Origin of the sequence: Pseudomonas sp. NFACC08-1, from assembly GCF_900106735.1 — a bacterium.
In the GTDB taxonomy this organism is placed as follows: domain Bacteria; phylum Pseudomonadota; class Gammaproteobacteria; order Pseudomonadales; family Pseudomonadaceae; genus Aquipseudomonas; species Aquipseudomonas fluorescens_Q.
The window spans coordinates 1-24,072 of the sequence record NZ_FNNL01000008.1 but is presented as its reverse complement, the minus strand read 5'-3'; the positions used below and the strand labels follow the sequence as shown (position 1 = coordinate 24,072).

At 61.8% G+C, this 24,072-nt stretch carries 20 protein-coding genes; 9 read left to right on the top strand and 11 right to left on the bottom strand.

Annotated features, from left to right (window positions below; genetic code table 11):
• Positions 1-110: 110 nt before the first annotated feature.
• Both purL and BLU76_RS17445 read left to right on the top strand, forming a co-directional pair.
• Entirely contained in the window at positions 111-4,019 is a 3,909-nt protein-coding gene (gene purL, locus BLU76_RS17450) for a phosphoribosylformylglycinamidine synthase (RefSeq protein ID WP_092223650.1), read from the top strand.
• Between the two features lie 4 nt (positions 4,020-4,023).
• On the top strand, positions 4,024-4,335 hold the full coding sequence (locus tag BLU76_RS17445) for a YqfO family protein (RefSeq protein ID WP_092223648.1): 312 nt from the start codon (positions 4,024-4,026) through the stop codon (positions 4,333-4,335).
• A gap of 337 nt (positions 4,336-4,672) precedes the next feature.
• On the opposite strand, the gene nagE is transcribed toward BLU76_RS17445, so the two are convergent.
• Genes nagE through BLU76_RS17420 form a run of 5 tightly spaced genes read right to left on the bottom strand, consistent with a single transcriptional unit; the run spans position 4,673 to position 11,837 of the window.
• Positions 4,673-6,388, bottom strand: a complete 1,716-nt coding sequence (gene nagE / locus BLU76_RS17440) for an N-acetylglucosamine-specific PTS transporter subunit IIBC (protein WP_092146886.1) — start codon at positions 6,386-6,388, stop codon at positions 4,673-4,675.
• A gap of 33 nt (positions 6,389-6,421) precedes the next feature.
• The gene (ptsP, locus tag BLU76_RS17435) at positions 6,422-8,935 is read right to left on the bottom strand and encodes a phosphoenolpyruvate--protein phosphotransferase (RefSeq protein ID WP_092223646.1); all 2,514 of its coding nucleotides are present in this window, start codon (positions 8,933-8,935) and stop codon (positions 6,422-6,424) included.
• A gap of 43 nt (positions 8,936-8,978) precedes the next feature.
• A complete protein-coding gene (locus tag BLU76_RS17430) occupies positions 8,979-10,001 on the bottom strand; it encodes an SIS domain-containing protein (protein WP_092223645.1) in 1,023 nt (340 codons plus the stop codon).
• Complete coding sequence (gene nagA / locus BLU76_RS17425; RefSeq protein ID WP_092223643.1) at positions 9,982-11,088, bottom strand: N-acetylglucosamine-6-phosphate deacetylase; 1,107 nt, start codon at positions 11,086-11,088, stop codon at positions 9,982-9,984. The genes BLU76_RS17430 and nagA overlap by 20 nt, the downstream gene beginning before the upstream one ends.
• A gap of 17 nt (positions 11,089-11,105) precedes the next feature.
• Positions 11,106-11,837 (bottom strand): GntR family transcriptional regulator, encoded by a 732-nt coding sequence (locus BLU76_RS17420; RefSeq protein ID WP_092146894.1) that lies wholly within the window; start codon positions 11,835-11,837, stop codon positions 11,106-11,108.
• Positions 11,838-12,494: 657 nt separating this feature from the next.
• Here BLU76_RS17420 and BLU76_RS17415 point away from each other — a divergent pair.
• The 3 genes from BLU76_RS17415 (at position 12,495) to BLU76_RS17405 (ending at position 14,157) form a co-directional block, all read left to right on the top strand.
• Complete coding sequence (locus tag BLU76_RS17415; RefSeq protein ID WP_256571812.1) at positions 12,495-13,118, top strand: DUF6036 family nucleotidyltransferase; 624 nt, start codon at positions 12,495-12,497, stop codon at positions 13,116-13,118.
• Complete coding sequence (locus BLU76_RS17410) at positions 13,102-13,554, top strand: hypothetical protein (RefSeq protein ID WP_092223638.1); 453 nt, start codon at positions 13,102-13,104, stop codon at positions 13,552-13,554. The genes BLU76_RS17415 and BLU76_RS17410 overlap by 17 nt, the downstream gene beginning before the upstream one ends.
• 249 nt (positions 13,555-13,803) lie before the next feature.
• A complete protein-coding gene (locus BLU76_RS17405) occupies positions 13,804-14,157 on the top strand; it encodes a DUF6124 family protein (RefSeq protein WP_092223636.1) in 354 nt (117 codons plus the stop codon).
• Positions 14,158-14,414: 257 nt separating this feature from the next.
• Here BLU76_RS17405 and BLU76_RS17400 read toward each other — a convergent pair whose 3' ends face one another.
• The 4 genes from BLU76_RS17400 to BLU76_RS17385 all read right to left on the bottom strand — a co-directional run bounded on the left by BLU76_RS17400 (position 14,415) and on the right by BLU76_RS17385 (position 18,413).
• On the bottom strand, positions 14,415-15,338 hold the full coding sequence (locus BLU76_RS17400) for a scabin-related ADP-ribosyltransferase (RefSeq protein ID WP_139211617.1): 924 nt from the start codon (positions 15,336-15,338) through the stop codon (positions 14,415-14,417).
• A 538-nt stretch (positions 15,339-15,876) separates the two neighbouring features.
• The gene (locus BLU76_RS17395) at positions 15,877-16,962 is read right to left on the bottom strand and encodes a scabin-related ADP-ribosyltransferase (RefSeq protein ID WP_092223632.1); all 1,086 of its coding nucleotides are present in this window, start codon (positions 16,960-16,962) and stop codon (positions 15,877-15,879) included.
• A gap of 349 nt (positions 16,963-17,311) precedes the next feature.
• Positions 17,312-17,818, bottom strand: a complete 507-nt coding sequence (locus BLU76_RS17390) for a L,D-transpeptidase family protein (RefSeq protein WP_063324540.1) — start codon at positions 17,816-17,818, stop codon at positions 17,312-17,314.
• 43 nt (positions 17,819-17,861) lie between these two features.
• Positions 17,862-18,413 (bottom strand): NUDIX hydrolase, encoded by a 552-nt coding sequence (locus tag BLU76_RS17385; RefSeq protein ID WP_092146906.1) that lies wholly within the window; start codon positions 18,411-18,413, stop codon positions 17,862-17,864.
• A gap of 145 nt (positions 18,414-18,558) precedes the next feature.
• Between BLU76_RS17385 and BLU76_RS17380 the strand changes: the two genes are divergently transcribed.
• From BLU76_RS17380 to BLU76_RS17370, 3 genes are read left to right on the top strand one after another with little or no spacing between them, the layout of a single operon-like run.
• Positions 18,559-19,158 (top strand): CoA pyrophosphatase, encoded by a 600-nt coding sequence (locus BLU76_RS17380; protein WP_092146908.1) that lies wholly within the window; start codon positions 18,559-18,561, stop codon positions 19,156-19,158.
• Positions 19,159-19,175: 17 nt separating this feature from the next.
• Positions 19,176-19,700 carry a gamma carbonic anhydrase family protein gene (locus tag BLU76_RS17375; RefSeq protein WP_092146910.1) on the top strand — a complete coding sequence of 175 codons (525 nt, stop codon included), beginning with the start codon at positions 19,176-19,178 and terminating at the stop codon, positions 19,698-19,700.
• Positions 19,697-19,906 (top strand): DUF1289 domain-containing protein, encoded by a 210-nt coding sequence (locus BLU76_RS17370; RefSeq protein WP_092146912.1) that lies wholly within the window; start codon positions 19,697-19,699, stop codon positions 19,904-19,906. Before BLU76_RS17375 ends, BLU76_RS17370 begins: the two co-directional genes overlap by 4 nt.
• Positions 19,907-20,066: 160 nt before the next feature.
• Here the strand turns inward: BLU76_RS17370 and BLU76_RS17365 are convergent, their stop codons facing one another.
• Together BLU76_RS17365 and BLU76_RS17360 are read right to left on the bottom strand one after the other, a co-directional pair.
• Positions 20,067-20,735 carry a Pr6Pr family membrane protein gene (locus BLU76_RS17365; protein ID WP_092223630.1) on the bottom strand — a complete coding sequence of 223 codons (669 nt, stop codon included), beginning with the start codon at positions 20,733-20,735 and terminating at the stop codon, positions 20,067-20,069.
• 3 nt (positions 20,736-20,738) lie between these two features.
• Entirely contained in the window at positions 20,739-20,969 is a 231-nt protein-coding gene (locus BLU76_RS17360) for a VF530 family protein (RefSeq protein WP_092146916.1), read from the bottom strand.
• Between the two features lie 495 nt (positions 20,970-21,464).
• On the opposite strand from BLU76_RS17360, the gene BLU76_RS17355 reads away from it, so the two are divergent.
• Positions 21,465-23,879 (top strand): glucose/quinate/shikimate family membrane-bound PQQ-dependent dehydrogenase, encoded by a 2,415-nt coding sequence (locus BLU76_RS17355; protein ID WP_092223628.1) that lies wholly within the window; start codon positions 21,465-21,467, stop codon positions 23,877-23,879.
• Positions 23,880-24,072: the final 193 nt, after the last annotated feature.

Sequence of the window (24,072 nt, the reverse complement as noted above, 5' to 3'; positions counted from 1 at the left end):
AGACCGACATTCGGCCAGCACTGCGCGTGCCGTTTCGGGTGCCGTTGCCGGCGGTTTAGGCTAGAATGCACGGCCTCAAAGCACACCCCCTTCCCGAGGCTGTCCCGAAGATGTTGATCCTGCGCGGCGCTCCTGCCCTTTCTGCCTTTCGCCACAGCAAACTCCTTGAGCAACTGAGCCAGAAGGTTCCGGCTGTCAGTGGCTTGTATGCTGAATTCGCTCACTTCGCCGAAGTCACCGGCGGTTTGACCGGCGACGAACAGCAGGTGCTTGCGCGCCTTCTGAAGTACGGTCCCAGTGTTCCTGTCCAGGAGCCGGCCGGTCGCCTGTTCCTGGTACTGCCGCGTTTCGGCACCATTTCGCCGTGGTCGAGCAAGGCCAGCGACATCGCCCGCAACTGCGGCCTGGCGAAAGTCCAGCGCCTGGAGCGCGGTATTGCCTTTTATGTCGCCGGTGAATTCAGCGAGGCCGAGGCCCAACTGATCGCCGACGGCCTGCATGACCGCATGACCCAGGTCGTGCTGGGCAACCTGGAGCAGGCCGCCGGCCTGTTCAGCCACGCCGAACCCAAGCCACTGACCGCCATCGACGTACTGGGCGGCGGCCGTGCCGCGCTGGAAAAAGCCAACGGCGAACTGGGCCTGGCCCTGGCCGAAGACGAGATCGATTACCTGGTCAACGCTTTCCAGGGCTTGAAGCGCAACCCTCACGACATCGAACTGATGATGTTCGCCCAGGCCAACTCCGAGCATTGCCGCCACAAGATCTTCAACGCCAGTTGGGACATTGACGGCCAGAGCCAGGAAAAAAGCCTGTTCGGCATGATCAAGAACACCTACCAGATGCATAACGAAGGTGTGCTGTCGGCCTACAAGGACAACGCGGCGGTGATCGTCGGCAACGTTGCCGGTCGTTTCTACCCGAACCCTGAGACCCGCCAGTACGGTGCGGTCCAGGAGCCGGTGCACATCCTCATGAAGGTCGAGACCCACAACCACCCGACCGCCATCGCCCCGTTCCCGGGCGCGTCCACCGGTTCCGGTGGCGAGATCCGCGACGAAGGCGCCACCGGGCGTGGTGCCAAGCCCAAGGCCGGCCTGACCGGCTTCACCGTGTCGAACCTGCAGATCCCGGGTTTTGAACAGCCGTGGGAACAGCCGTGGGAAAAGCCGTACGGCAAGCCTGAGCGCATCGTCAACGCCCTGGACATCATGATCGAAGGCCCCCTGGGGGGCGCGGCGTTCAACAACGAATTCGGCCGTCCGGCCCTGACCGGCTATTTCCGTACCTTCGAACAGTCCATCACCACCCCGCGCGGTGAGGAAGTCCGTGGTTACCACAAGCCGATCATGTTGGCTGGCGGCATGGGCAACATCCGCGCCGACCACGTGCAGAAAGGCGAGATCCTGGTCGGCTCCAAGCTGATCGTCCTCGGTGGCCCGGCCATGCTGATCGGCCTGGGTGGCGGCGCCGCTTCCTCCATGGCCACCGGCACCAGCTCGGCCGACCTGGACTTTGCGTCGGTCCAGCGGGAAAACCCGGAAATGGAACGCCGTTGCCAGGAAGTCATCGACCGTTGCTGGCAGTTGGGTGAACACAACCCCATCAGCTTCATCCACGACGTCGGCGCGGGCGGCCTGTCCAACGCCTTCCCGGAACTGGTCAACGACGGCGGCCGTGGTGGCCGCTTCGAACTGCGCAACATTCCGAACGACGAGCCGGGCATGGCCCCGCACGAAATCTGGAGCAACGAATCCCAGGAGCGTTACGTCCTGGCGGTCGGTCCGGCCGACTTCGAACGTTTCCAGGCCATTTGCGAGCGCGAGCGTTGCCCGTTCGCGGTAGTGGGTGAAGCCACCGCCGAGCCGCAACTGACCGTCACCGACAGCCATTTCGGCAACAGCCCGGTGGACATGCCGCTGGAAGTGCTGCTGGGCAAAGCCCCGCGCATGCACCGTTCGGCCGTTCGCGAAGCGGAGCTGGGCGATGATTTCGATCCATCGACACTCGACATCGCCGACTCCATCGAGCGTGTACTGCATCACCCGGCCGTGGCGAGCAAGAGCTTCCTGATCACCATCGGCGACCGCACTATCACCGGCCTCGTGGCCCGTGACCAGATGGTCGGCCCATGGCAGGTGCCGGTGGCCGACGTGGCCGTGACCGCCACCAGCTTCGACGTCTACACCGGCGAAGCCATGGCGATGGGCGAGCGCACGCCGCTGGCGCTGCTGGACGCCCCGGCGTCCGGCCGCATGGCGATTGGCGAGACCCTGACCAACATCGCGGCTTCGCGCATCGGCAAGATTTCCGACATCAAGTTGTCGGCCAACTGGATGTCCGCCGCCGGTCACCCGGGTGAAGACGCCCGCCTGTACGACACCGTCAAGGCTGTCGGCATGGAGCTGTGCCCTGAGCTGGGCATCACCATTCCGGTGGGCAAGGACTCCATGTCCATGGCCACGCGCTGGAACGACGAAGGCGTGGACAAGAGCGTGACCTCGCCGCTGTCGCTGATCGTGACCGGTTTTGCCCCGGTCACCGACATCCGCCAGACCCTGACCCCGCAACTGCGCATGGACAAGGGCACCACCGATCTGATCCTGATCGACCTGGGCCGTGGCCAAAACCGCATGGGCGCCTCGATCCTGGCCCAGGTGCACGGCAAGCTCGGCTCGCAAGCGCCGGACGTCGACGATGCCGAAGACCTGAAAGCGTTCTTCGCCGTGATCCAGGGCCTTAACGCCGACGGTCACCTGCTGGCCTACCACGACCGTTCCGACGGCGGCTTGCTGACCACCGTGGTGGAAATGGCCTTTGCCGGTCACTGCGGCCTGAGCCTGACCCTCGACAGCGTGGCCGAGTCCAGCGCCGAAATCCCGGCCATCCTGTTCAACGAAGAGTTGGGCGCGGTGATCCAGGTTCGCCAGGACGCCACCCCGGACATCCTCGCCCAGTTCAGCGCGGCTGGCCTGGCCGACTGCGTTTCGGTGATCGGCCAGCCGATCAACAACGCCCACATCAACATCACCTTCAACGGCGACACCGTCTTCGAAGGCCAGCGCAGCCTGTTGCAGCGCCAGTGGGCGGAAACCAGCTACCAGATCCAGCGCCTGCGGGACAACGCCGACTGCGCCGAGCAGGAATTCGATGCACTGCTGGAAGAAGACAACCCGGGCCTGAGCGCCAAGCTCAGCTACGACGTCAACCACGACGTGGCCGCGCCCTACATCAAGAAAGGCATTCGCCCACAAGTGGCGGTCCTGCGCGAGCAGGGCGTCAACGGTCAGGTGGAAATGGCGGCGGCATTCGACCGTGCCGGTTTCAACGCGATCGACGTGCACATGAGCGACATCCTGGCCGGTCGTGTCGACCTGAATGACTTCAAGGGCATGGTCGCCTGTGGCGGTTTCTCCTACGGTGACGTGCTGGGTGCCGGTGAAGGCTGGGCCAAGTCGGCGCTGTTCAACAGCCGTGCCCGCGATGCGTTCCAGGGCTTCTTCGAACGTACCGACAGCTTCACCCTCGGCGTGTGCAACGGTTGCCAGATGATGTCCAACCTGCACGAACTGATCCCGGGCAGCGAGTTCTGGCCGCACTTCGTGCGTAACCGTTCCGAGCAGTTCGAAGCGCGCGTGGCGATGGTCCAGGTGCAGGAATCGAACTCGATCTTCCTGCAGGGCATGGCCGGTTCGCGCATGCCGATCGCCATCGCCCACGGCGAAGGCCATGCGGAATTCGAAAGCGAAGAGGCGCTGCTCGAAGCGGACCTGTCCGGTTGCGTGTCGCTGCGGTTCGTCGACAACCACGGCAAGGTCACCGAAACCTACCCGGCCAACCCGAACGGCTCGCCGCGCGGGATCACCGGCCTGACCAGCCGCGACGGCCGCGTCACGATCATGATGCCGCACCCGGAGCGCGTATTCCGCGCGGTGCAGAACTCGTGGCGTTCGGACGACTGGAACGAAGACGCGCCATGGATGCGCATGTTCCGTAACGCGCGCGTCTGGGTGAACTAAGGCGGTGTACAAGCTCTGCTTCTTCGTCCCGGCCAGCCATCTGGACGTGGTCAAAAACGCCGTATTCGCTGCCGGTGGCGGGCGAATCGGCGACTATGACCGCTGCGCCTGGCAAGTCCTGGGCCTGGGCCAGTTTCGCCCGTTGGACGGCAGCCAGCCGTTCATCGGCGAGGCGGGGCAGGTCGAGCAGGTCGAGGAATGGAAAGTGGAGCTTGTCGTAGCCGATGAGCTGATTCGTGGGGTGGTGGACGCGCTGAAACAGAGCCATCCCTACGAGACACCGGCGTATGAAGTGTGGCGGTTGGAGGATTTTTGATCCCGGGCCGTTGAAATGAAAAACCCGCTGATGAATCAGCGGGTTTTTTATTGGGCGCTATTTGAAGCCGATTTATCTATGTACACGAACCCTGTGGCGAGGGAGCTTGCTCCCGCTGGGCTGCGCAGCAGCCCCATAACACTCTGGCAACTCGGTGTGTCTGGCAGATCCAAGGGGCTGCTTCGCACCCCAGCGGGAGCAAGCTCCCTCGCCACGGGGGATTGTACTTTTCCAGAGAGAGTGGTGTGGATCACCGGTCGAACAACACAAATTCTCTGTGGGAGCTTGCTCGCGATAGCGATTCACCGGTGTAAACGGAACCACAGAGATTGGGGGACTAGGCTTTCACATCGGCCTGACGGCTCAGCACCATTCCCTCCAACACTTGCCACAACCCCGGCGCTTTCTCCCCCAGCAACAGGTGCCAGACACCGCCTTCCAACGGGCTGACCCCCTGGCATCCCAGTGCCCTGAGGCCGCTTTCCGACAGTCTTTTGCCATCGGCCAGGCGCACCCGCAACCGGCTCATCGCCACGCAATCGAGCTGCAACACATTGCCACCGCCACCCAGCGCATCCAGCCACTGTTGCGCTTCGACCCCGGACACGCTGGTCGCGGTGACCGGTTCAACCACCGTGGCCACGGGCGCAGCGGCAGGGCGGTCGGAGGAAGGCAGGGCCAGGCGGATTTCATCGGCGATGCTGTCGGCCATCGGCCCGACCACCACCTGCAAACTCCCGCCATTGCCGGGACGCACCACGGCCATGGCGCCCAGGGCCTTGAGTTGCGCGTCGGAGGCCTTGTTGCGATCCACCATGTCCAACCGCAGCCGAGTGGTGCAGGCGCCGACGGTGATCAGGTTGTCGGCACCGCCGAGTGCTTCGATGTAGGCCCCGGCTCGTTGGTTCTGGGCGATGACCGGTTTGTCACCGGCGGGCACTTCTTCACGCCCTGGGGTTTTCAGGTCGAAGCGGCGAATGCAGAAGTCGAACACCGTGTAATAGATCACGGCATAGACCAGTCCCACCGGCACCACCAGCCAGCCGTTATTCGACTTGCCCCAGCCGAGCACCATGTCGATGAAGCCGCCGGAGAAGGTAAAGCCCAAGCGGATGTTCAGCCAATCGGTGATCGCCATCGACAGCCCGGTGAGCAAGGCATGCAACAGGAACAGCAGCGGCGCAAGGAACATGAAGGCGAACTCGATCGGTTCGGTGACACCCGTGAGAAACGACGTCAGCGCCATGGACAGCAGGATCCCCCCCATGACTTTGCGCCGCTGGGGCAGGGCATTGCGGTACATCGCCAGGCACGCAGCGGGCAGGCCGAAGAGCATCACCGGGAACATGCCGGTCATGAACTGGCCGCTATTCGGGTCGCCGGCAAAGTAGCGGGTCAGGTCGCCGGTGACCACCGCGCCGGTTTGCGGATCGGTGAAGCTGCCGAAGATGAACCAGGCCATATTATTGAGGATGTGGTGCAGGCCGGTGACGATCAGCAGCCGGTTGAACACGCCGAACACGAAGGCACCGAAACTGCCGCTTTCCATCAGCAAGGCGCCGAAACTGTTGATGCCCTGCTGGATCGGCGGCCAGATCAGGCCGAACACCACCCCCAGGCCCACGGCGCTGAAACCGGTGACAATCGGCACGAAGCGCCGACCACCGAAGAACGCCAGGTATTCCGGCAGCTTGATGTCCTTGAAACGGTTGTACAGCGCGCCGGCCAGCAGGCCACTGATGATCCCGGCGAGCATGCCCATGTTGATGCTGGCATCGAGCACCTTCAAGGTCGCGATCATCACCAGGTAACCGATGGCCCCGGCCAACCCCGCCGTCCCGTTGTTGTCCCGGGCGAAGCCCACGGCGATGCCGATGGAGAAGATCAGCGGCAGGTTGGCAAAAATCGCCTGGCCGGCATCGTGGATGATGGCGATGTTCAACAGGTCGGTGTCGCCCAGGCGCAGCAACAGGCCGGCGATGGGCAGGATCGCGATGGGCAGCATCAGTGCCCGGCCGAGGCGTTGCAGTCCTTCGATGAAATGCTGGTACATGGCGTCTCTCCCTTTATTGTTCTTCGACGTGGCTCAGCCCAGGGGCCAGTGTTGATGACAGGCCTGGCGCACGGCGGCGGCACTGCCCAGGTTCAGCAGCTCGCCGCTGAGGCGGGCGCACTGGGCGGCGTCGAGGTGCCGCACGCGGTCCTTGATTGCGCCGATCTGCGGCGGACTGACCGACAGTTCACGTACACCCAGCCCGATCAGCACCGGCATCGCCAGTGGATCGGAGGCCAGGGCGCCGCATACACCCACCCAGCGACCATGTTTCGCCGCGCCGGCACAGGTCTGGGCGATCAGCCGCAGCAGCGCCGGGTGCAGGGCATCGACCCGGGCGGCGAGGCCGGCGTGGTCGCGGTCCATGGCCAGGGTGTATTGCGACAGGTCGTTGGTGCCGATGGACAGGAAGTCCGCATGCTCGGCCAATTGTTCGGCCAGCAACGCGGCGGCCGGCACTTCGATCATCACTCCCAACTGCGGGCGTTCGCCCAGGCCCAGTTCGGTGCCGAGGGCATCTAGGCGTTGGCGGATGTGCAGCAGTTCGTCGACTTCGGTGACCATGGGCAACAGGATCCGGCAGCGCCGCAGCGGACGGGTTTGCAGCAAGGCCCGCAGTTGCTGGTCCAGCAGATCCGGTCGCACCTGGGCCAGGCGAATGCCGCGCAGGCCCAGCACCGGGTTGGCTTCGGTCGGCAGCGGCAGGTAATCCAGCTGCTTGTCACCGCCCACGTCGATGGTGCGGATGATCACCGGCTTGTCGCCCATGGCCTCGAGCACGGCTTGGTAGGCCTGGCGTTGTTCCTCTTCGTCGGGCGCGGTATGACGGTCGACGAACAGAAATTCGGTGCGCAGCAAGCCAACACCGTCGGCACCGTTTGCCCAGGCCTGGGCTGCATCGTCGCTGGAGGCGACGTTGGCCGCCACTTCCACGGTGACGCCGTCAAGGGTCTGGGCCGGGGTGTGGGCGAGCGCTTGTTGTTGGGCGCGTCGGCTGGTCTGCCGGAGCTGCTCTTGATGCACCTGGGCCAGGCGCTCGGCGCTGGGCCTAAGTTCGAGGCGACCGTCGTCTGCATCCAGCACCACCCCTTGCCCCAGCGCCTGGGCAAGCAGCTCGTCACCCAGCGCCACCAGGCACGGCAAGCCTTTGCCCCGGGCCAGGATCGCCACATGGGAGGTTGCGCCGCCCTCGACCATGCACACGCCGGCCACGCCTTGGGCGCTGAGTTGCAGCAGGTCCGACGGGGTCAGTTCCTGGGCGGCGACGATGGCGCCGGGCGCCACGTCGAATTGCCAGGCCTCACCCAGCAACACCCGCAGGACCCGTTGGCGCAGGTCGCGCAAATCATTGGCGCGCTCGGCCAGCAATGTGCTGCCCAGTTGTTGCAGCACCTGGCATTGCCCATCGATGGAATGGCTCCAGGCGTGGGTCGCGGCGCTGCCTTGTTCGATAAAGAGGTAGGCGGCATCCAGCAACACTGGGTCTTCGAGCAACGCCAGATGAGCGCTGAAGATCGCTTCTTCGTCGCGGTGGCGTCGGGCCTTGGCGTTTTCCAGGGTGAGGCGGATTTCGCCACTGACCTGAGCCAAGGCATTGTCCAAGCGGTGTCGCTGCTCTTCGACGTCATGGCCGCCAGTGTCCTGGGGCAATTGAATGCCATTCAGCCGAACCAGCGGCCCGGCCACCAGGCCGGGGGCGGCACACACGCCATGGAGCACACCGTTTTCGGCGGCAGGGCGTTGCGGCTTGATGGCCGGCGCCACGGCATGGGCTTCTTCCGCCAGGGCTGTGGATAAGGTCGCCAGCAAGGCTTGCAGCGCCGCCTCGGCATCGCTGCCCTGGCAACTGACGTGCACTTGCGCTTGTTCGGTGATGGCCAGGCCCATCATCCCCATCACGCTGTCGCAAGAGGCCGACTTGCCTTGGAAATGCAGGTGCGAGCGGCTCTTGAAGCCCTGGGCGGTCTGGCGAATCAGCGCCGCCGGCCGGGCATGCAGGCCGCCGCGATGGGCGATGCGGACCTGGCCGAAGACTTCGTGGCCGATCTCCTGGTCATCGTGTGACGTTTCGCCCGGGGCCTTGGCGATGATATGCAGCAGTGGTTCGCCGACCTTCACCCCCTTGAGCGTGATGGGCCGCGCCTGGAAGTGTTCGCCGTTGGTGATGACCAACAGGCTGACCAGGCTCTTGCAGCGCAGTGCCACTTTGTCCACGTCGTAACGCAGCAGCGGCTGACCATTGCTGACCCGCGCCCCTTCCTTGACCAGCATGGAAAACCCGTCGCCCTGCAGCTCGACCGTGTCCAGGCCCAGGTGCAGCAACAGTTCGGCGCCGTTGTCGGCCCGCAGGGTCACGGCGTGGCCAGTGCGGGCGACGTGAATCACTTCACCAGCGCAGGGCGCGTAGAGGGTGTCGTTCAGCGGGTCGATGGCGATCCCGTCGCCCATGGCGCCGCTGGCGAACACCGCGTCCGGGACGTTGGCGAGGGTGAGCACCGGGCCGCTGAGCGGGGCGTTGAGGGTCAGCTCTTTATTATTGTTGGGCATGGGGCGCTCTCATCAGACTCTCTATAAAAAGAAAACCGTCGGTTCAGTGCGTACGGGTGACCTTGCTCAAGTACCGTGGCTGGTCCGGATCCAGGCCTCGGGCCACGGCCAGGCTCGCGGCCATCCCATAAAAGCTCTGGATCGCCAGGATCGGGTCCAGGGACGGGTGTTCGGCGCGGGTCAGCGTCAGGTCGCGTTCGGCGATGTCATCCGGCGCCGCCAGCAACACCCGGGCGCCGCGCTGGCGCATGTCGGCGGCCAGGCTCAACACGCCGGCCTGCTCGGCACCGCGAGGGGCAAACACCAGCAACGGGTAGTTTTCATCGATCAGCGCCATCGGCCCATGACGAACCTCGGCACTGCTGAAGGCTTCGGCCTGGATCGCCGAGGTTTCCTTGAATTTGAGCGCCGCTTCCTGGGCGATGGCGAATCCGGCGCCACGGCCAATGACCATCAACCGCTGGCAATCGCGCAGGGCCTCGACGGCAGCACGCCAATCCTGGCGGGCGGCTTCTTGCAAACCTTCGGGCAGGGCGCTGCCGGCTTCCAGCAACTCGGCGTCGTCCTTCCAGTGCGCCACCAGCCGCGCACTGGCGCTGAGGGTGGCGATGAAACTCTTGGTGGCGGCGACGCTGTTTTCGACGCCGGCACACAGCGGCACGCTGAATTCACAGGCGGCTTCCAGGGGCGAATCGGTGGCGTTGACCAGGGCCACGCTCAAGGCGCCACGCTTGCGCAACAGGCGCAGGCTGTTCACCAGGTCCGGGCTCTGGCCCGATTGGGAAAACGCGAATGCTACCTGGCCACTGACCTTCAGCGGCGCCTGTTGCATGGTCACCACCGACATCGGCAACGAGGCCACCGGGATGCCCAATTGCTGCATGGTCAGGTAGGCGAAGTAGCTGGCGGCGTGGTCGGAACTGCCGCGGGCGACGGTCATCGCCACTTGCGGTGGCTGACGGCGCAGGCGTCCGGCGATTTCCTCGAAGGCCGGGTCCAGTTGCTGCAACTGGCGCTCGACGGCTTCCCACGAGGCCAAGGCCTCTTCAAGCATTTTGGAAGTCAATGGCTTCTCCTTCGACCATCACGTCGGTCAGGGTCAGGGAACGGTCAAGGCGTACGCAGTCGGCCCAGGCGCCGGGTTGCAAGCGGCCGCGCTCGGGCAGGCCGAGGTAATCGGCAGGAAATTGCGACAGGCGCTGGGAGGCTTCGGCGATGGGCAAGCCGATTTTCACCAGGTTGCGCAGGGCCTGGTCCATGGTCAGGGTGCTGCCGGCCAAAGTGCCATCGGCCAGGCGCACGCCGCCCAGGCACTTGGTCACGGTGTGGCTACCCAGCTTGTATTCGCCATCGGGCATGCCCGCGGCGGCGGTGGAGTCGGTGACGCAATACAGGCACGGAATCGAACGCAAGGCCACGCGCATCGCACCGGGGTGTACGTGGAGCAAGTCCGGAATTAACTCGGCATATTGAGCATGGGCCAGCGCCGCGCCGACGATGCCTGGCTCGCGGTGATGCAACGGGCTCATGGCGTTATACAAATGGGTGAAACTGCTGGCCCCGGCGGCCAACGCCGCGACGCCTTCTTCATAACTGCCCAGGGTATGACCGATCTGCATGCGCACGCCCCGGGCGCTGAGGGCGCGGATCAAGGTATCGTGACCGGCGATTTCCGGGGCGATGGTAATCACGCGGATCGGCGCCAGGGCCAGGTAACTCTCCACCTCGGCCATCAGCGCGGTGTGGGCGAAATTCGGTTGCGCGCCGAGTTTTCCGGGGTTGATGTAAGGGCCTTCCAAATGCACGCCCAGGACTCGGGCGCTGCCGTTCGGGCGTTGTTCACAGAACTCGCCGAGGGCCTGCAGCACGCTGGCGATTTCTTCGCTGGGCGCGGTCATGGTGGTGGCCAGCAGCGCGGTCGTGCCGAAGCGCACGTGGGTGCGGGCGATGGTTTCGAACGCCGAGGCGCCTTGCATGATGTCCTTGCCGCCACCGCCGTGGACATGCAGGTCGATGAAACCGGGCAGCAGGTAGGGCAGGTCGTTGCTGGCCGGATCGCAAGGCCGGCCTTCGATGGACACGACTTTGCCGTGCGCATGGATCAGGCGGCCGCGAACCCAGCCATTGGCGGTGAGGATATTGTCTTCGGACATGGGGATTCTCTGGTCGTCTAACGCCGCAGCTCTGCGACAAAGTCGTAGTAGTCGTTGCGGCAATAGGTGTCGGTGACTTCGATGGGAGTGTTGTCTTCCAGGTAGCCGACCCGGGTCATCAGCAACATGGCGGTGCCGGGGGCGATGCCCACCAGGGCGGCGAACTCGTCCGAGGCGTTGATGGCCTGGATGTGTTGCAGGGCGCGCACCACCGGCTTGCCGATGCTGTCGAGAAATTCATAGAGCGAATCGCCCACTGCCTGTGGCTTGGGAATGATCGAGGCGGGCAGGGTGCTCATCTCGATGGCCATGACCGTGTCGTCGGCCTTGCGCAAGCGCTTGAGCCGCGCGACTTTGTCGGTGGGCGACAGGCCCAGGCGAATCAGTTCTTCGTGGGTCGGCGGAGTGATGTCCCGTTCCAGCCATTGGGAGCCCGGGACAAAACCCTTGAGGCGGAGCATCTCGCTGAAGCCGCTCAGGCGTGACAGCGGTTGTTCCAGGCGCGGTGTGATGAACGTCCCCGAACCCTGGTTACGGCGGATCAATCCTTGTTCGAACAACACTTCCAACGCCTTGCGCGCGGTCACCCGGGAAATGCCCAGTTGCTCGCTCAAGCTGCGCTCGGACGGCATCGCCTGCTCGGCTTTCCACTGGCCGGCATGAATCGCCGTCTCCAGGTTACGTGCCAGCTGCAGGTACAGCGGCGTGGGCTGGGTGTCGTCGGGGCGCAGGGCCAGGATGTCGTTCATGTGGGTGTCCGATGCGGTTATTGAGTTGTTTGTCGCCCGGTAAGTGAGGTGGAAGCTAATACCACTTGAATACCATGTCAACGCCGCATGCCCTGGATGTAGAGGGGTTATTGGAGGGTTTTGGTGGGGTGGGATTGAAGTGGTATTAGAGGTTGGGGGTTCGAAAGCAAAGATCGCAGCCTGCGACAACGGCCGCTGGGTGAACTGGTATTCATCTGTAGGTAATTTCTGACTTTGCGATTTTTTGATTTTATTTTTCGATGCTGACGGGCGGTCGTTCGAGCCACCAAGGCTAACGAGCTGTTGTGGCGAGGGGATTTATCCCCGCTGGGGCGCGAAGCGGCCCCAAAACCTGACAACGCGGTGTATCAGGCAAATTGAGTTAACGGCCTTGGGGCTGCTGCGCAGCCCAGCGGGGATAAATCCCCTCGCCACAGAAACTGCGGTCTGTCAGGCGCACCGAAGTTTCCGACAGGTTTTTAAGGTTGTCCCTCGGAAGTGGGGGCTCTAGCTTTCAGAACTCGCGGTCCCTCGGGCATGAGCCCCCAACATCTCCAGGCGTAAGCAGTCACTCACTGGCCGGTGGCAAGGCAGGGTGGCCGCTCTGCGCTCCAAGGAGCAACATCAGCATCTGAGGTCAATATGGAATTGCCGGACATGATCATCCCCCGTCTTAATACGAAAACCGCTCTGGGTCAGGCTTTGGTTTCAATGTTCAAGTCCGTCGAAGCGGAGCTGACGGTTGAAAATGCAAAACCAGGGGCGGTTAAAGTCATCGTGTTCGGTGGGTGCGCAGTGCACCTTTATACAAATCATCGTGTTTCTACGGATGTTGACGCCGAAATTTATGAGGCCAGCCTCCCGGAAGACTTCCATCTTCGAACGTTACTCGCAGAGGTACCCGAGCGATTTGTCGATGAGAGGTCTGGCCGGTTAATGGAGCTAAACTACGACCTGCAATACAACACAAGCTTTGGTCCGATTCACGAGGACTATTGGGCCCGAAGTCTCCCCCTTGAAGAGTTTCCGCTAGAGTCCCCTCTCCACGTTCACATTGCTGCACCTGTGGATATTGCAATTTCAAAACTGGGTAGGGCAACGGATCAGGACATTGGCGATATCATGGCCCTCCTGAGAGCAGGCTTCATATTGACCGCCGAGCTGCGCCGACTGGCATTGCAGGCGATTGATGTATATGTTGGCAACAAAGAGCCCCCAACCTCGGTCCTTACCTATATTTTGCAAAGTTATTTGGAGAATACAGATGGCGAAGCCTGCTAACGGCCACGTCCTCTCATCCGCGCTGGACACTCTGGTCAAACGCCCATTAAAGCAGGCAGATGACGCCGCGCTTGTGAGTGCAGCCAAGGCTGTCTGGTATTCAAATTCGGACCTGATGAGTGTCGCTCAGGCTTTTCTAAGTCGGCACACTGATGAGGTCGAGGTTCGTCGCGCAGGGTATTTGCTCGAGCGATTCACCCGTTTTTCATGTGTAACCGATAGCCGGGTGTCGGAAGTCTTCAAGGCGCTTGAGCTATTCTGGCGTTCGGCACCTAAGCACGAAGTGACTTCACAAGCCGCTGTTACGCTTCGCAGTCGTCGTGATGAACTCGCCCTCTCGTGGGGGGTGAGTGAAGGTCTTGGTTTGAAGGTACAGGTCCTCATGCCTTTTCAGACTCGGCATTATGAGGCTGAGCAGCGCGCAGCATTTGTTTGAATCCAAATGTTGTGATCGAAACCCGGCTTAGGCCGGGTTTTTTGTTGTATGAATGATCCTCATGTGGCGGGGTGGTCTGTCAGACGCACCGAAGTTTCCGACATGTTTTTAGGGTTGTCCCTCGGAAGCGCGGGCTCTAGCCTTTGGGTGTCGCTGCCAATTCAGCGACCGGGTTTGACCGTCCGAAAAATCACAGGGCAACAGGCCCGGACGTTTTGTCCTGGGCTCCATTAGATAAAGGAGCTTCCATTGAAAAATTCTGACATTCCCAAACCCGCCTCCACCTTTCCCTACGGCGATTACGCTCCCGAAAGACTGAAAGAAGCGGCCGACCGCGCGATGGACCATTACCTCAAGCCTGAGGACAGCGCATCAGAAGCCAAACCACCGGCGCAATTTTTCACCGTAGTGGACAGTGTCGATACTGAAGCCCTGTTAGCCAACCTCAGCGAAACCCTGGCGTCAGCCAACGCAATGCTCAGCGACCTTGCCTTCGACCTGGAAGGCTCGCGGCGGCATGTGGCGTTGGGGGGGGCGCAGATGATTGAGTTGGGGGCTTTGTTGGCGAACAAGGCTTTGGACCGGGTAGAGCTTCGGGCTTGATGCAATAAGTGCCGGCCTCATCGCGAGCTCGCTCCCACAGTGGATTTGAGTCGTTCACAAATATACCCATCGACACCAAACTCCTGTGGCGAGGGAGCTTGCTCCCGCTGGGGCGCGAAGCGGCCCCAAACCTTGACACCCCGATATGTCAGGTAAATTGAGTGGCCTGCCTTGGGGCTGCTGCGCAGCCCAGCGGGAGCAAGCTCCCTCGCCACGGGGAATGGTGTTTTGTGGCGAGGGGATTCATCCCTTGAGAACTATTGGTGGAGGTTCTCAAGCCGGCACACTTCTTTTTCGATGCCAATGCACTCGACCGGTTGGCTCACGCCTTTCTCGAAACGGCGTGCATTCATCAATAGACCGCCTTTGATACCGCCGATGAATGCGTAGGCGCCTTCACGCGAGCCAGCGCTAGGTATCGACAAATCAACCGCCACGCTGTTGGGCCTGACCTCATATACCCAGCCGCCATTTTTTGCTTCCTGGGTTGCCCAGAGCTTGGCTTCGCTATAATCGCGAAACGCTACAACGAGCGATCGGGCCGTGGAGTCCTCCAGCCAGCGCGCCGATCTCAAACTTGGTGGCAAAGAGTTCCAGCCCCGTAGCCCGTTGCTAAGCGCATCCGCTCCCTGCACGGAGTTGATCGTCGTAGAGCCGACGGCCCAAACGGATTGCTTGGTCGTTACCCATGCCAGCCCCTCTGGAGGCGTCAGCCGGCTCCAATTGATGGAAATCGCGGCGACGTCCTGCATCGACTCGCGGCCGGTGGGGGCTCGGTAGTTTGGGTTCGGCCTGCATTTGGCAAGATCGTCTTTGTGACAGGCCTGCTTGATGAAGTGTCCCTTGACCCCGCCCGGGAAGCTGATTTCCTGGTCTCTTGGAAAGGGCCCCCCCGATGGCACCTGATCGATTCCGTGGGGGGCAGTGAACTCGTACACCCATTCTTTGGCATAGTTTTGGGCCCAGGCCAGGCTACGCGTTGTACTGCTGAACACCGTTCCCGCGCTTCCACTCGCGTGGGTGATCCAGTCATATATCCATTCGTTTTCAGGGACGCCCACAGCTTTGGGCAACATCCCCTTCTCGAAGGCATCGAGGCCCTGACCCGTCGTATCTCCCCGATAGAGCGTGTCCATGTCGGTACGCCAGCGCAACAATGGCGTGGTTTTGTGAATATCCACGCTCGGATCCGCCGTAACCTGAAGCCAGGCTTGATACCACGGCTCCTCTTTACCCTCCGCAGGCGCCCCGGCCCCCCCACGCATCGGCACCCGACTGCCAAACACCCGCCAACGCCACCACCGCAACCGCGGTCGTCCGTATAAAACTGTTATGAGTTGTCATGATTTGATGTCCATCTGGAACGGTGAAGCCCTGTCGAATCACATACGTCATGACTGCCTATGCTTCGACGTGACACGTCTCACTATGAATTCTGCGGGGCGTCGCGCCACCGCATCAGTTTTGAGGGTAGATCAAAGCTGATAAGGCGGCTGCGCTCCGCTTCCGGGACTTGTAGCAAGATGTGAAACCGACACCGTCCCCTGTGGCGAGGGAGCTTGCTCCCGCTGGGGCGCGAAGCGGCCCCAAACCCTGACACCTCGATGTGTCAGGCAAATTGAGTTGCCTGCCTTGGGTCTGCTGCGCAGCCCAGCGGGGATAAATCCCCTCGCCACAGGGGGATAGTGTTTTGTGGCGAGGGGATTCATCCCTTGAGAATTATTGGTGGAGGTTCTCAAGCCGGCACACTTCTTTTTCGATGCCAATGCACTCGACCGGTTGGCTCACGCCTTTCTCGAAACGGCGGGCGTTCATCAATAGGCCGCCTTTGATACCGCCGATGAAGGCGAAGACGCCTGGACGGTTTCCAGCGCTAGGTATCGACAAATCCACTGCCACGCTATTGGGTCTGACTTCATATACCCAGCCGCCGTTTTTTGCTTCCTGGGTTGCCCAGAGCTTGGCTTCGCTATAATCGCGAAATGCTACAACGAGTGATCGGGCGGCGGGCTCCTCCAGCCAGCGCGCCCATCTCAAATTTGGTGGCAAAGAGTTCCAGCCCCGTAGCCCATTGCTAAGCGCATCCGCTCCCTGCACGGGGTTGATCGTTGTAGAGCCGACTGCCCAGAGGGATTGCTTGGTCGTTACCCATGCCAGTCCCTCTGGAGGCGCCAACCGGCTCCAGTCGATGGGAATCGCCGCGACCTCCTGCATCGTCTCGTGGCCGGTGGGTTCGCGGTAGTTTGGGTTCATCGTGCATTTGGCAAGATCGTCTTTGTAGCAGGCCTTCTTGATGAAGTACCCCTTGACCCCACCCGGGTAGCTGATTTCCTGCTCTCCTGGAAAGGGGCCTCCTGATTGTTCCTGGTCGATTCCGTGGGGAGCTTTGAACTCATACACCCACTCAATGGCATAGTGTTGGGCCAAGTTCAGGAGGCGTGTCGTGCTGCTGAACACCGTCCGCGCGGAGCCGCCCGCGTGGTTGTACCAGTCGTATATCCATTCGATCTCAGGGACATCCACTGCTTTGGGCAACAGCCCAACCTGGAAGGCACTGAGGCCCTGACCCGTCGTATCTCCCCGATAGAGCGTGTCCATGTCAGTACGCCAACGTAACGAAGGTATGGTTTTGTGAATATCCACACTCGGATCCGCCGTAACCTGAAGCCAGGCTTGATACCACGGCTCCTCTTTACCCTCCGCAGGCGCCCCGGCCCCCCACGCGTCGCCTCCCAACTGCCAAACACCCGCCAACGCCACCACCGCAACCGCGGTCGTCCGTATAAAACTGTTATGAGTTGTCATGATTTGATGTCCATCTGGAACGGTGAAGCCCTGTCGAATCACATACGTCATGACTGCCTATGCTTCGACGTGACACGTCTCACTATGAATTCTGCGGGGCGTCGCGCCACCGCATCAGTTTTGAGCGTAGATCAAGGTTGATGAGGCGGTTGCGCTCCGCTTCCGGGACTTGTAGCAAGATGTGAGATCGACACCGTCCCTTGTGGTGAGGGGATTTATCCCCGTTGGGGCGCGAAGCGGCCCTGAATTCCGGCAACGCGGTGTGTCAGGTAAATTTGAGTTGGCTGCCTTGGGTCTGCTGCGCAGCCCAGCGGGAGCAAGCTCCCTCGCCACAGGAGCTGCTTCGGGGCTACGGACGAATCTCGATCATGGTGCCATCCGGCACCAGGTTCCAGACTTCGCGCATGTCGACGTTGCGCATGGCGATGCAGCCATCGGTCCAGTCCAAGGTGTGGAACAACTGCTCAGGGTTCTCTTCCGAATCCGGCGTGCCGTGGATCATGATCATGCCCCCCGGTTCCACGCCTTCACGGCGGGCGCGGGCGGCGTCGGTGATGTTGGGGTAGGAAATGTGCATCGACAGGTAGAAACGGTCGCTGGTCTTGCGCCAGTCGATCCAGTAGAAACCCTCGGGGGTGCGCTTGTCGCCTTCGATCAGCTTGGGGCCTTTCTTGGCGCCCTTGCCCAGGGAGATGCGATAGGTCTTGAGCGGCTTGCCGTCGTTGATCAATTGCAATTGATGGGCGGACTTGAGCACCAGCACTTTTTCGATGGTCTTGCCGTTGTAGGTTCCCGGCGCGGAAGCCTGGGACACAGCGGTGAACGACAAGCAGAACAGGACAAGCAACCAGCGCATTGAAACGATATCCCTAGAGGTGTCGCGGCTATTAATGGGTTTTTTATGTATTGGCAGGCTGGGCCAGTGGCGGGATCGATTCGGATCGCACCGGGTAATCTTCGGCCCGGCGGTCCGCATAGAAATATTCCAGGGTGCGGCCCACCGTGCGGAACGCCAGTTCATTCCAGGGAATATCCGCTTCTTCGAACAGTTTCACTTCCAGGCTCTCGGGCCCGGCGGCGAAATCCTCATCCACCAGTTCGGCGCGGAAGAATACATGTACCTGGCTGATATGCGGTACGTCAATCAGCGTATAGATGCTCAAATTTCGCACACGGGCGCAGGCTTCCTCGGCGGTTTCGCGCACGGCGGCCTGTTCGACCGTCTCGCCGTTTTCCATGAAGCCCGCCGGCAGCGTCCAGTAACCACGCCTTGGCTCGATGGCGCGTCGGCACAACAAGACTTTACTGCCCCAGGTCGGTACGCAACCGGCCACGATATTGGGGTTCTGGTAATGGATGGTGTGGCAGGTGTCGCAAACAAAACGCAGGCGCGAGTCGCCTTCGGGTATGCGCTGGGTCACCGGGTTACCGCACTGGCTGCAGAATTTCATGCTTGGATTCCTGAATGCTGCGCCTATCTTGGCGTGCGTGGGCCGGTGCGGCAAGTTGTCGTTTCGCGACACGACGCGGTGCGGGGGTTGGGCCGCTTGAACGATTGGTGCATGATGCAAGGTAGCGAATAAATCGAGAAGTCTCATGCTGGACGAGCTACTGCATCGAGTAAGCAACCATACCCCGCACGATCTGCAGGCTGACCGACGTTTCCCTGAAGCCGCGGTGCTGGTGCCGATTACCCGCAGCGATGAACCGGAGCTGGTACTGACCCTGCGCGCCAGCGGGCTCTCGACCCATGGCGGCGAGGTGGCGTTCCCCGGCGGGCGCCGCGACCCGGAAGACCCGGACCTGATCTTCACCGCCCTGCGCGAAGCCGAGGAAGAAATCGGCCTGCCGCCCGGCCTGGTGGAAGTGATTGGCCCCCTCAGCCCGCTGATCTCGTTGCACGGCATCAAGGTCACGCCTTATGTCGGAGTGATTCCGGACTACGTCGAATACCAGGCCAACGATGCCGAGATCGCTGCGGTATTCAGCGTGCCGCTGGAGTTTTTCCGCAAGGACCCACGCGAACACACGCACCGCATCGATTACCAGGGCCACAGTTGGTACGTGCCCAGTTATCGCTTTGGCGAATACAAGATATGGGGACTGACGGCGATCATGATCGTCGAATTGGTCAACCTGCTGTACGACGCCGAAATCGACCTGCACAAACCGCCCAAGAGTTTCATCAATACCTGACGCCCCAGAGGACTCTCATGAAATATCGCCTGGGCGATGCCCGTGTCGAAACCCACCCACAGAGCTGGGTCGCGCCCAACGCCACGCTGGTGGGCAAGGTCCGCCTCGAAGAGGGCGCCAACGTCTGGTTCAACGCCGTGCTGCGCGGTGACAACGAACTGATCCTGATCGGCAAGAACAGCAACGTGCAGGACGGCACGGTGATGCACACCGACATGGGCTATCCGCTGACTATCGGCACCGGCGTGACCATCGGCCACAACGCCATGCTCCATGGCTGTACGGTGGGCGACTACAGCCTCATCGGCATCAACGCGGTGATTCTCAACGGCGCGAAGATCGGCAAGAATTGCATCATCGGCGCCAACTCGCTGATCGGCGAGGGCAAGGAAATTCCCGACGGTTCGCTGGTGATGGGCTCGCCTGGCAAGGTGGTGCGTGAACTGACCGAGGCCCAGAAGAAAATGCTCGAGGCCAGTGCGGCGCACTATGTGCACAATTCCCAGCGCTACGCCCGCGACCTGTTCGAGCAGGAATCATGAGCACCCCTGAACGCCCGGTGCCTTCGCCCTGCGTGAACATCTGTGCGCTGGACGATGACGACATCTGCACCGGTTGCCAGCGCACCGTGGCGGAGATCACCCGTTGGAGCCGGATGGACAACGAGGAACGCCGTGGGGTTTTGGCGTTGTGTCATGAACGGGCCAAGGCCAGTGGGTTGGTGTGGATGTTGCCGGCCAGGCGGTGATGTCCACTTGCGAACACAAAAACCTGTGGCGAGGGAGCTTGCTCCCGCTGGGCTGCGAAGCAGCCCCAATAACGCACTGACAACTCGGTGCGCCTGGCAGATCCAAGGGGGGGCTGCTGCGCAGCCCAGCGGGAGCAAGCTCCCTCGCCACAAAAGCCTCTCACACGGCTTTAGCCGGTCGCCGCCCCAACCACCGATCCAACCCCACCACCCCCAGCGCAATCCCGACAAACCCCAGCAATATCCCCCCAGCATTTATGAACACCTGTGGATAACCCAGGTTCGCCACATCGATGAAAGGGTAGGGGTAAGCCGCCAATAGATCCCCGCGCAGCAGGACATAGGCGAAATACGCCAAGGGGTAGATCACCCACAGCTTGATGTGACCCAGGCGCAAGGTACCTTTGGGCACCCACAGCCACCAATAGGCGATGTACAGCAAGGGCACCACGTCGTGCAGCAACTCGTCGGCTACGAACTGCCAACCTTCGGGTTGCCAGAGGTGGCGCAGCAGCAGGTTGTAGGCCAGGCCGACCAGGGCGATGCTCACGGCGATGCCGCTGCGCACGCTGGGCAGCAGGAACCAGCGCCGGGCCGCCGATTCGCCAGGGGTCAGTTCCCAGGTCAACACCACGGCCACCAGGGTGTTGGTCAGGACCGTGAAGAAACTGAAGAAACTCACCAGCCCGCCCAGCAGGCTCGCGTCCAGTTTCCAACGACCCAGCAGGATCAGATACAACTGGATGCTCAATCCCACCCAGCCCAGCAGTGCCGTCACCGAGACAAAACGCTGTCGCAGCGTGAGGTGACGACCCTGATCACTGCCCACGGCTCAGACCGGCCGCTTGGTGCGCATCAACTTGATGTACAGGCGCTCGACTTTCTCCCGCGCCCATGGCGTCTTGCGCAGGAAGGTCAGGCTCGACTTGATGCTCGGGTCGCTCTTGAAGCAACGGATGTCGATGCGCTCGGCCAGCCCCGACCATTCATAGTGCTGCACCAGGGCATTGAGAATCTGCTCCAGCGTCACGCCGTGCAGCGGGTTGTTGTTGGCTTCGGTCATGGGAGGTCTTCGCGCTAAAGGTGTAAAGCCGCGCACCTTAGCCGAGGTGCCCCTTTGGTGGAAGCATAGCCTTCATCATGGCCGCCAGCGCCAGGCGCACTGTTACCGAATCCGAGATGATTCATGTCAGCAAAAGCCCTTTCTCTATTGAGAACAGGACATTATCCTTGCCCGCTTGCTGAAACGCTTCTTCTGGCGTGCCGAAGTCTCTGCGTCCAGCTCAATCCTGCTGAAAGATCAAAGAACGCCCAGTGTTCAGATTTTGAAAGACAGCGCTGTCTTTCAGGATTTCTGTAGGAGCGAGCTTGCTCGCGATAACGATTGCACATTCAACATTGAAGCCGGCTGACACACCGCATCGCGAGCAAGCTCGCTCCCACAAGGGATCGCGGCAACCGAATTTGCCTTTTTTCAACTGAACCATGCCCCTGCAAGATCGTCATCTACAGTGACTACTTGCGCGGAACTCCTTAAAACGTCACGGAGAAACACACTATGAGCACTGAGGGTGCTTTGAGTCGAAGCCGTCTGCTACCGAGTTTGCTCGGCATTCTGCTTCTATTGATGGGCCTGGCCCTGTTGGCCGGGGGAGTCAAGCTGAGCACGCTTGGCGGCTCGTGGTATTACCTGCTGGCCGGTATCGGCCTGGCGTTGACTGGCGTGCTGCTGATCATGGCCCGCCGCGCGGCCCTGGGCCTGTACGCGCTGGTGCTGTTCGCCAGCACCGTGTGGGCGTTGTGGGAAGTGGGCTTGGATTGGTGGCAACTGGTGCCGCGCCTGGCGCTGTTGTTTGCCCTGGGCATCGTCATGTTGTTGCCGTGGTTCCGCCGCCCGCTGTTGACCGCCGATGCCTCGGCCACCGGAACCCGCGCATTGGGCGCCGCCGTGGTCATCGCCGGTGTCGCCGCCCTCGCCAGCCAGTTCACCAACCCGGGTGAGATCAAGGGCCAACTGGATCGTGACAGCGTGCCGGGCATGACCAACACCGCACCGGCCATGCCGGACGGCGACTGGAACTCCTACGGGCGCAGCGCCCATGGCGATCGCTATTCGCCACTGGCGCAGATCACCCCCGAGAACGTCAGCAAGCTCAAGGAAGCCTGGACCTACCGCACCGGCGACCTGCCAGGGCCGAACGACCCGGGTGAAACCACTGCCGAGAACACCCCGCTGAAGGTCAACGGCATGCTTTATGTGTGCACGCCCCACAGCCAGGTGATTGCCCTGGAACCTGAAACCGGCAAGGAAATCTGGCGTTTCGATCCGAAGCTTTCCACGCAAAAAGCGGAGAACTTCAAGGGTTGGGCCCACATGACCTGCCGTGGCGTGACCTATCACGATGACGCCGCGTACGCCTCTGCCGAGCAGAGCCCGACGGGCGCCGCCAGCACCACGCCCGTCAGCACCGTCTGCCCGCGGCGGATCTTCCTGCCGACCGCCGACACCCGCCTCATCGCCCTCAACGCCGACACCGGCAAGATGTGCGAAGACTTCGGCGACAAGGGCCAGGTCGACCTGACTGCCAACATCGGCGGTTTCACGGCCGGCGGTTACTACTCCACGTCGCCACCGGCGGTCACCCAGAACCTGGTGGTGATCGGCGGCCACGTCACCGACAACGTCTCCACCGACGAACCAAGCGGTGTGATCCGTGCCTACGACGTGCACACCGGCAAGCTGGTGTGGAACTGGGACAGCGGCAACCCGGACGACACCGCGCCGATTGCCGAGGGCAAGACCTACACCCGCAATTCGCCGAACATGTGGTCCATGTTCAGCGTCGATGAAAAACTCGGCATGCTCTACCTGCCGATGGGCAACCAGACCCCTGACCAGTTTGGTGGTTTCCGTACGCCGGAATCGGAAAAATATTCAGCTGGACTGACCGCCCTGGACATCGCCACCGGCAAGGTGCGCTGGTACTTCCAGTTCACCCACCACGACCTATGGGACATGGACGTCGGCGGTCAACCGACCTTGATGGACATGAAGACCGCCGATGGTGTGAAACCCGCTGTATTGGCGTCGACCAAGCAGGGCAGCATCTACGTGCTGGACCGCAGCAATGGCCAGCCGATCATCCCGATCAAGGAAATCCCGGTGCCCCAAGGCGCGGTGGAAGGTGACCACACCTCGCCGACCCAACCGATGTCCGACCTGAACTTCGTGCCGCCGGTTCTCAAGGAACGCGACATGTGGGGCGTGACCCCGTTCGACCAGATGCTCTGCCGGATCGACTTCAAGTCGCTGCGTTATGAGGGCATGTTCACGCCGCCGTCGCTGCAAGGCTCAATCGTTTACCCGGGTAACTTTGGTGTGTTCGACTGGGGCGGTATTTCGGTGGACCCGGTGCGCCAGATCGCCTTCGTCAACCCGAGCTACATGGCGTTCAAGTCCAAATTGGTGCCGGCAGCCGAAGTGGCCGGCGGTCCGGGTCGCAAGAGCGAAACCGAAGGCGTACAGCCGAACAAAGGCGCGCCGTATGGGGTGATCCTCGAAGCGTTGCTCTCGCCGATGGGCCTGCCTTGCCAGGCGCCGGCCTGGGGTTATGTGGCGGCGGTGGACCTGACCAACAACAAGACCCTGTGGAAACACAAGAACGGCACCGTGCGTGACAGCTCGCCGGTACCGATCCCGCTGAGCATGGGCGTACCGAGCCTGGGCGGCACCTTCACCACCGCCAGCGGCCTGGCGTTCCTCAGCGGCACCCTCGACCAGTACCTGCGTGCCTATGACGTGAAAAACGGCAAGCAACTGTGGGAAGGTCGCCTGCCAGCGGGGGCCCAGACCACGCCGATGACCTACACCGGCAAGGACGGCAAGCAATATGTGCTGGTCGTTGCGGGTGGTCATGGCTCCCTGGGGACCAAGCAGGGTGATTATGTGATTGCCTACAAGCTGCCGGATTAAGCCCAACCGGCGGCAATGAAAAAGGCGACACCTTTGCGGGTGTCGCCTTTTTTGTAGCTTGAACACAGGCCTTTTTGGGCTTTTGGGCTTTTGGGCTTTTGGGCTTTTGAGTTTTTGGGCTTTTGTGGCGAGGGAGCTTGCTCCCGCTGGGCTGCGCAGCAGCCCCTCTCAAGCTCACTCAATCAACCTGATC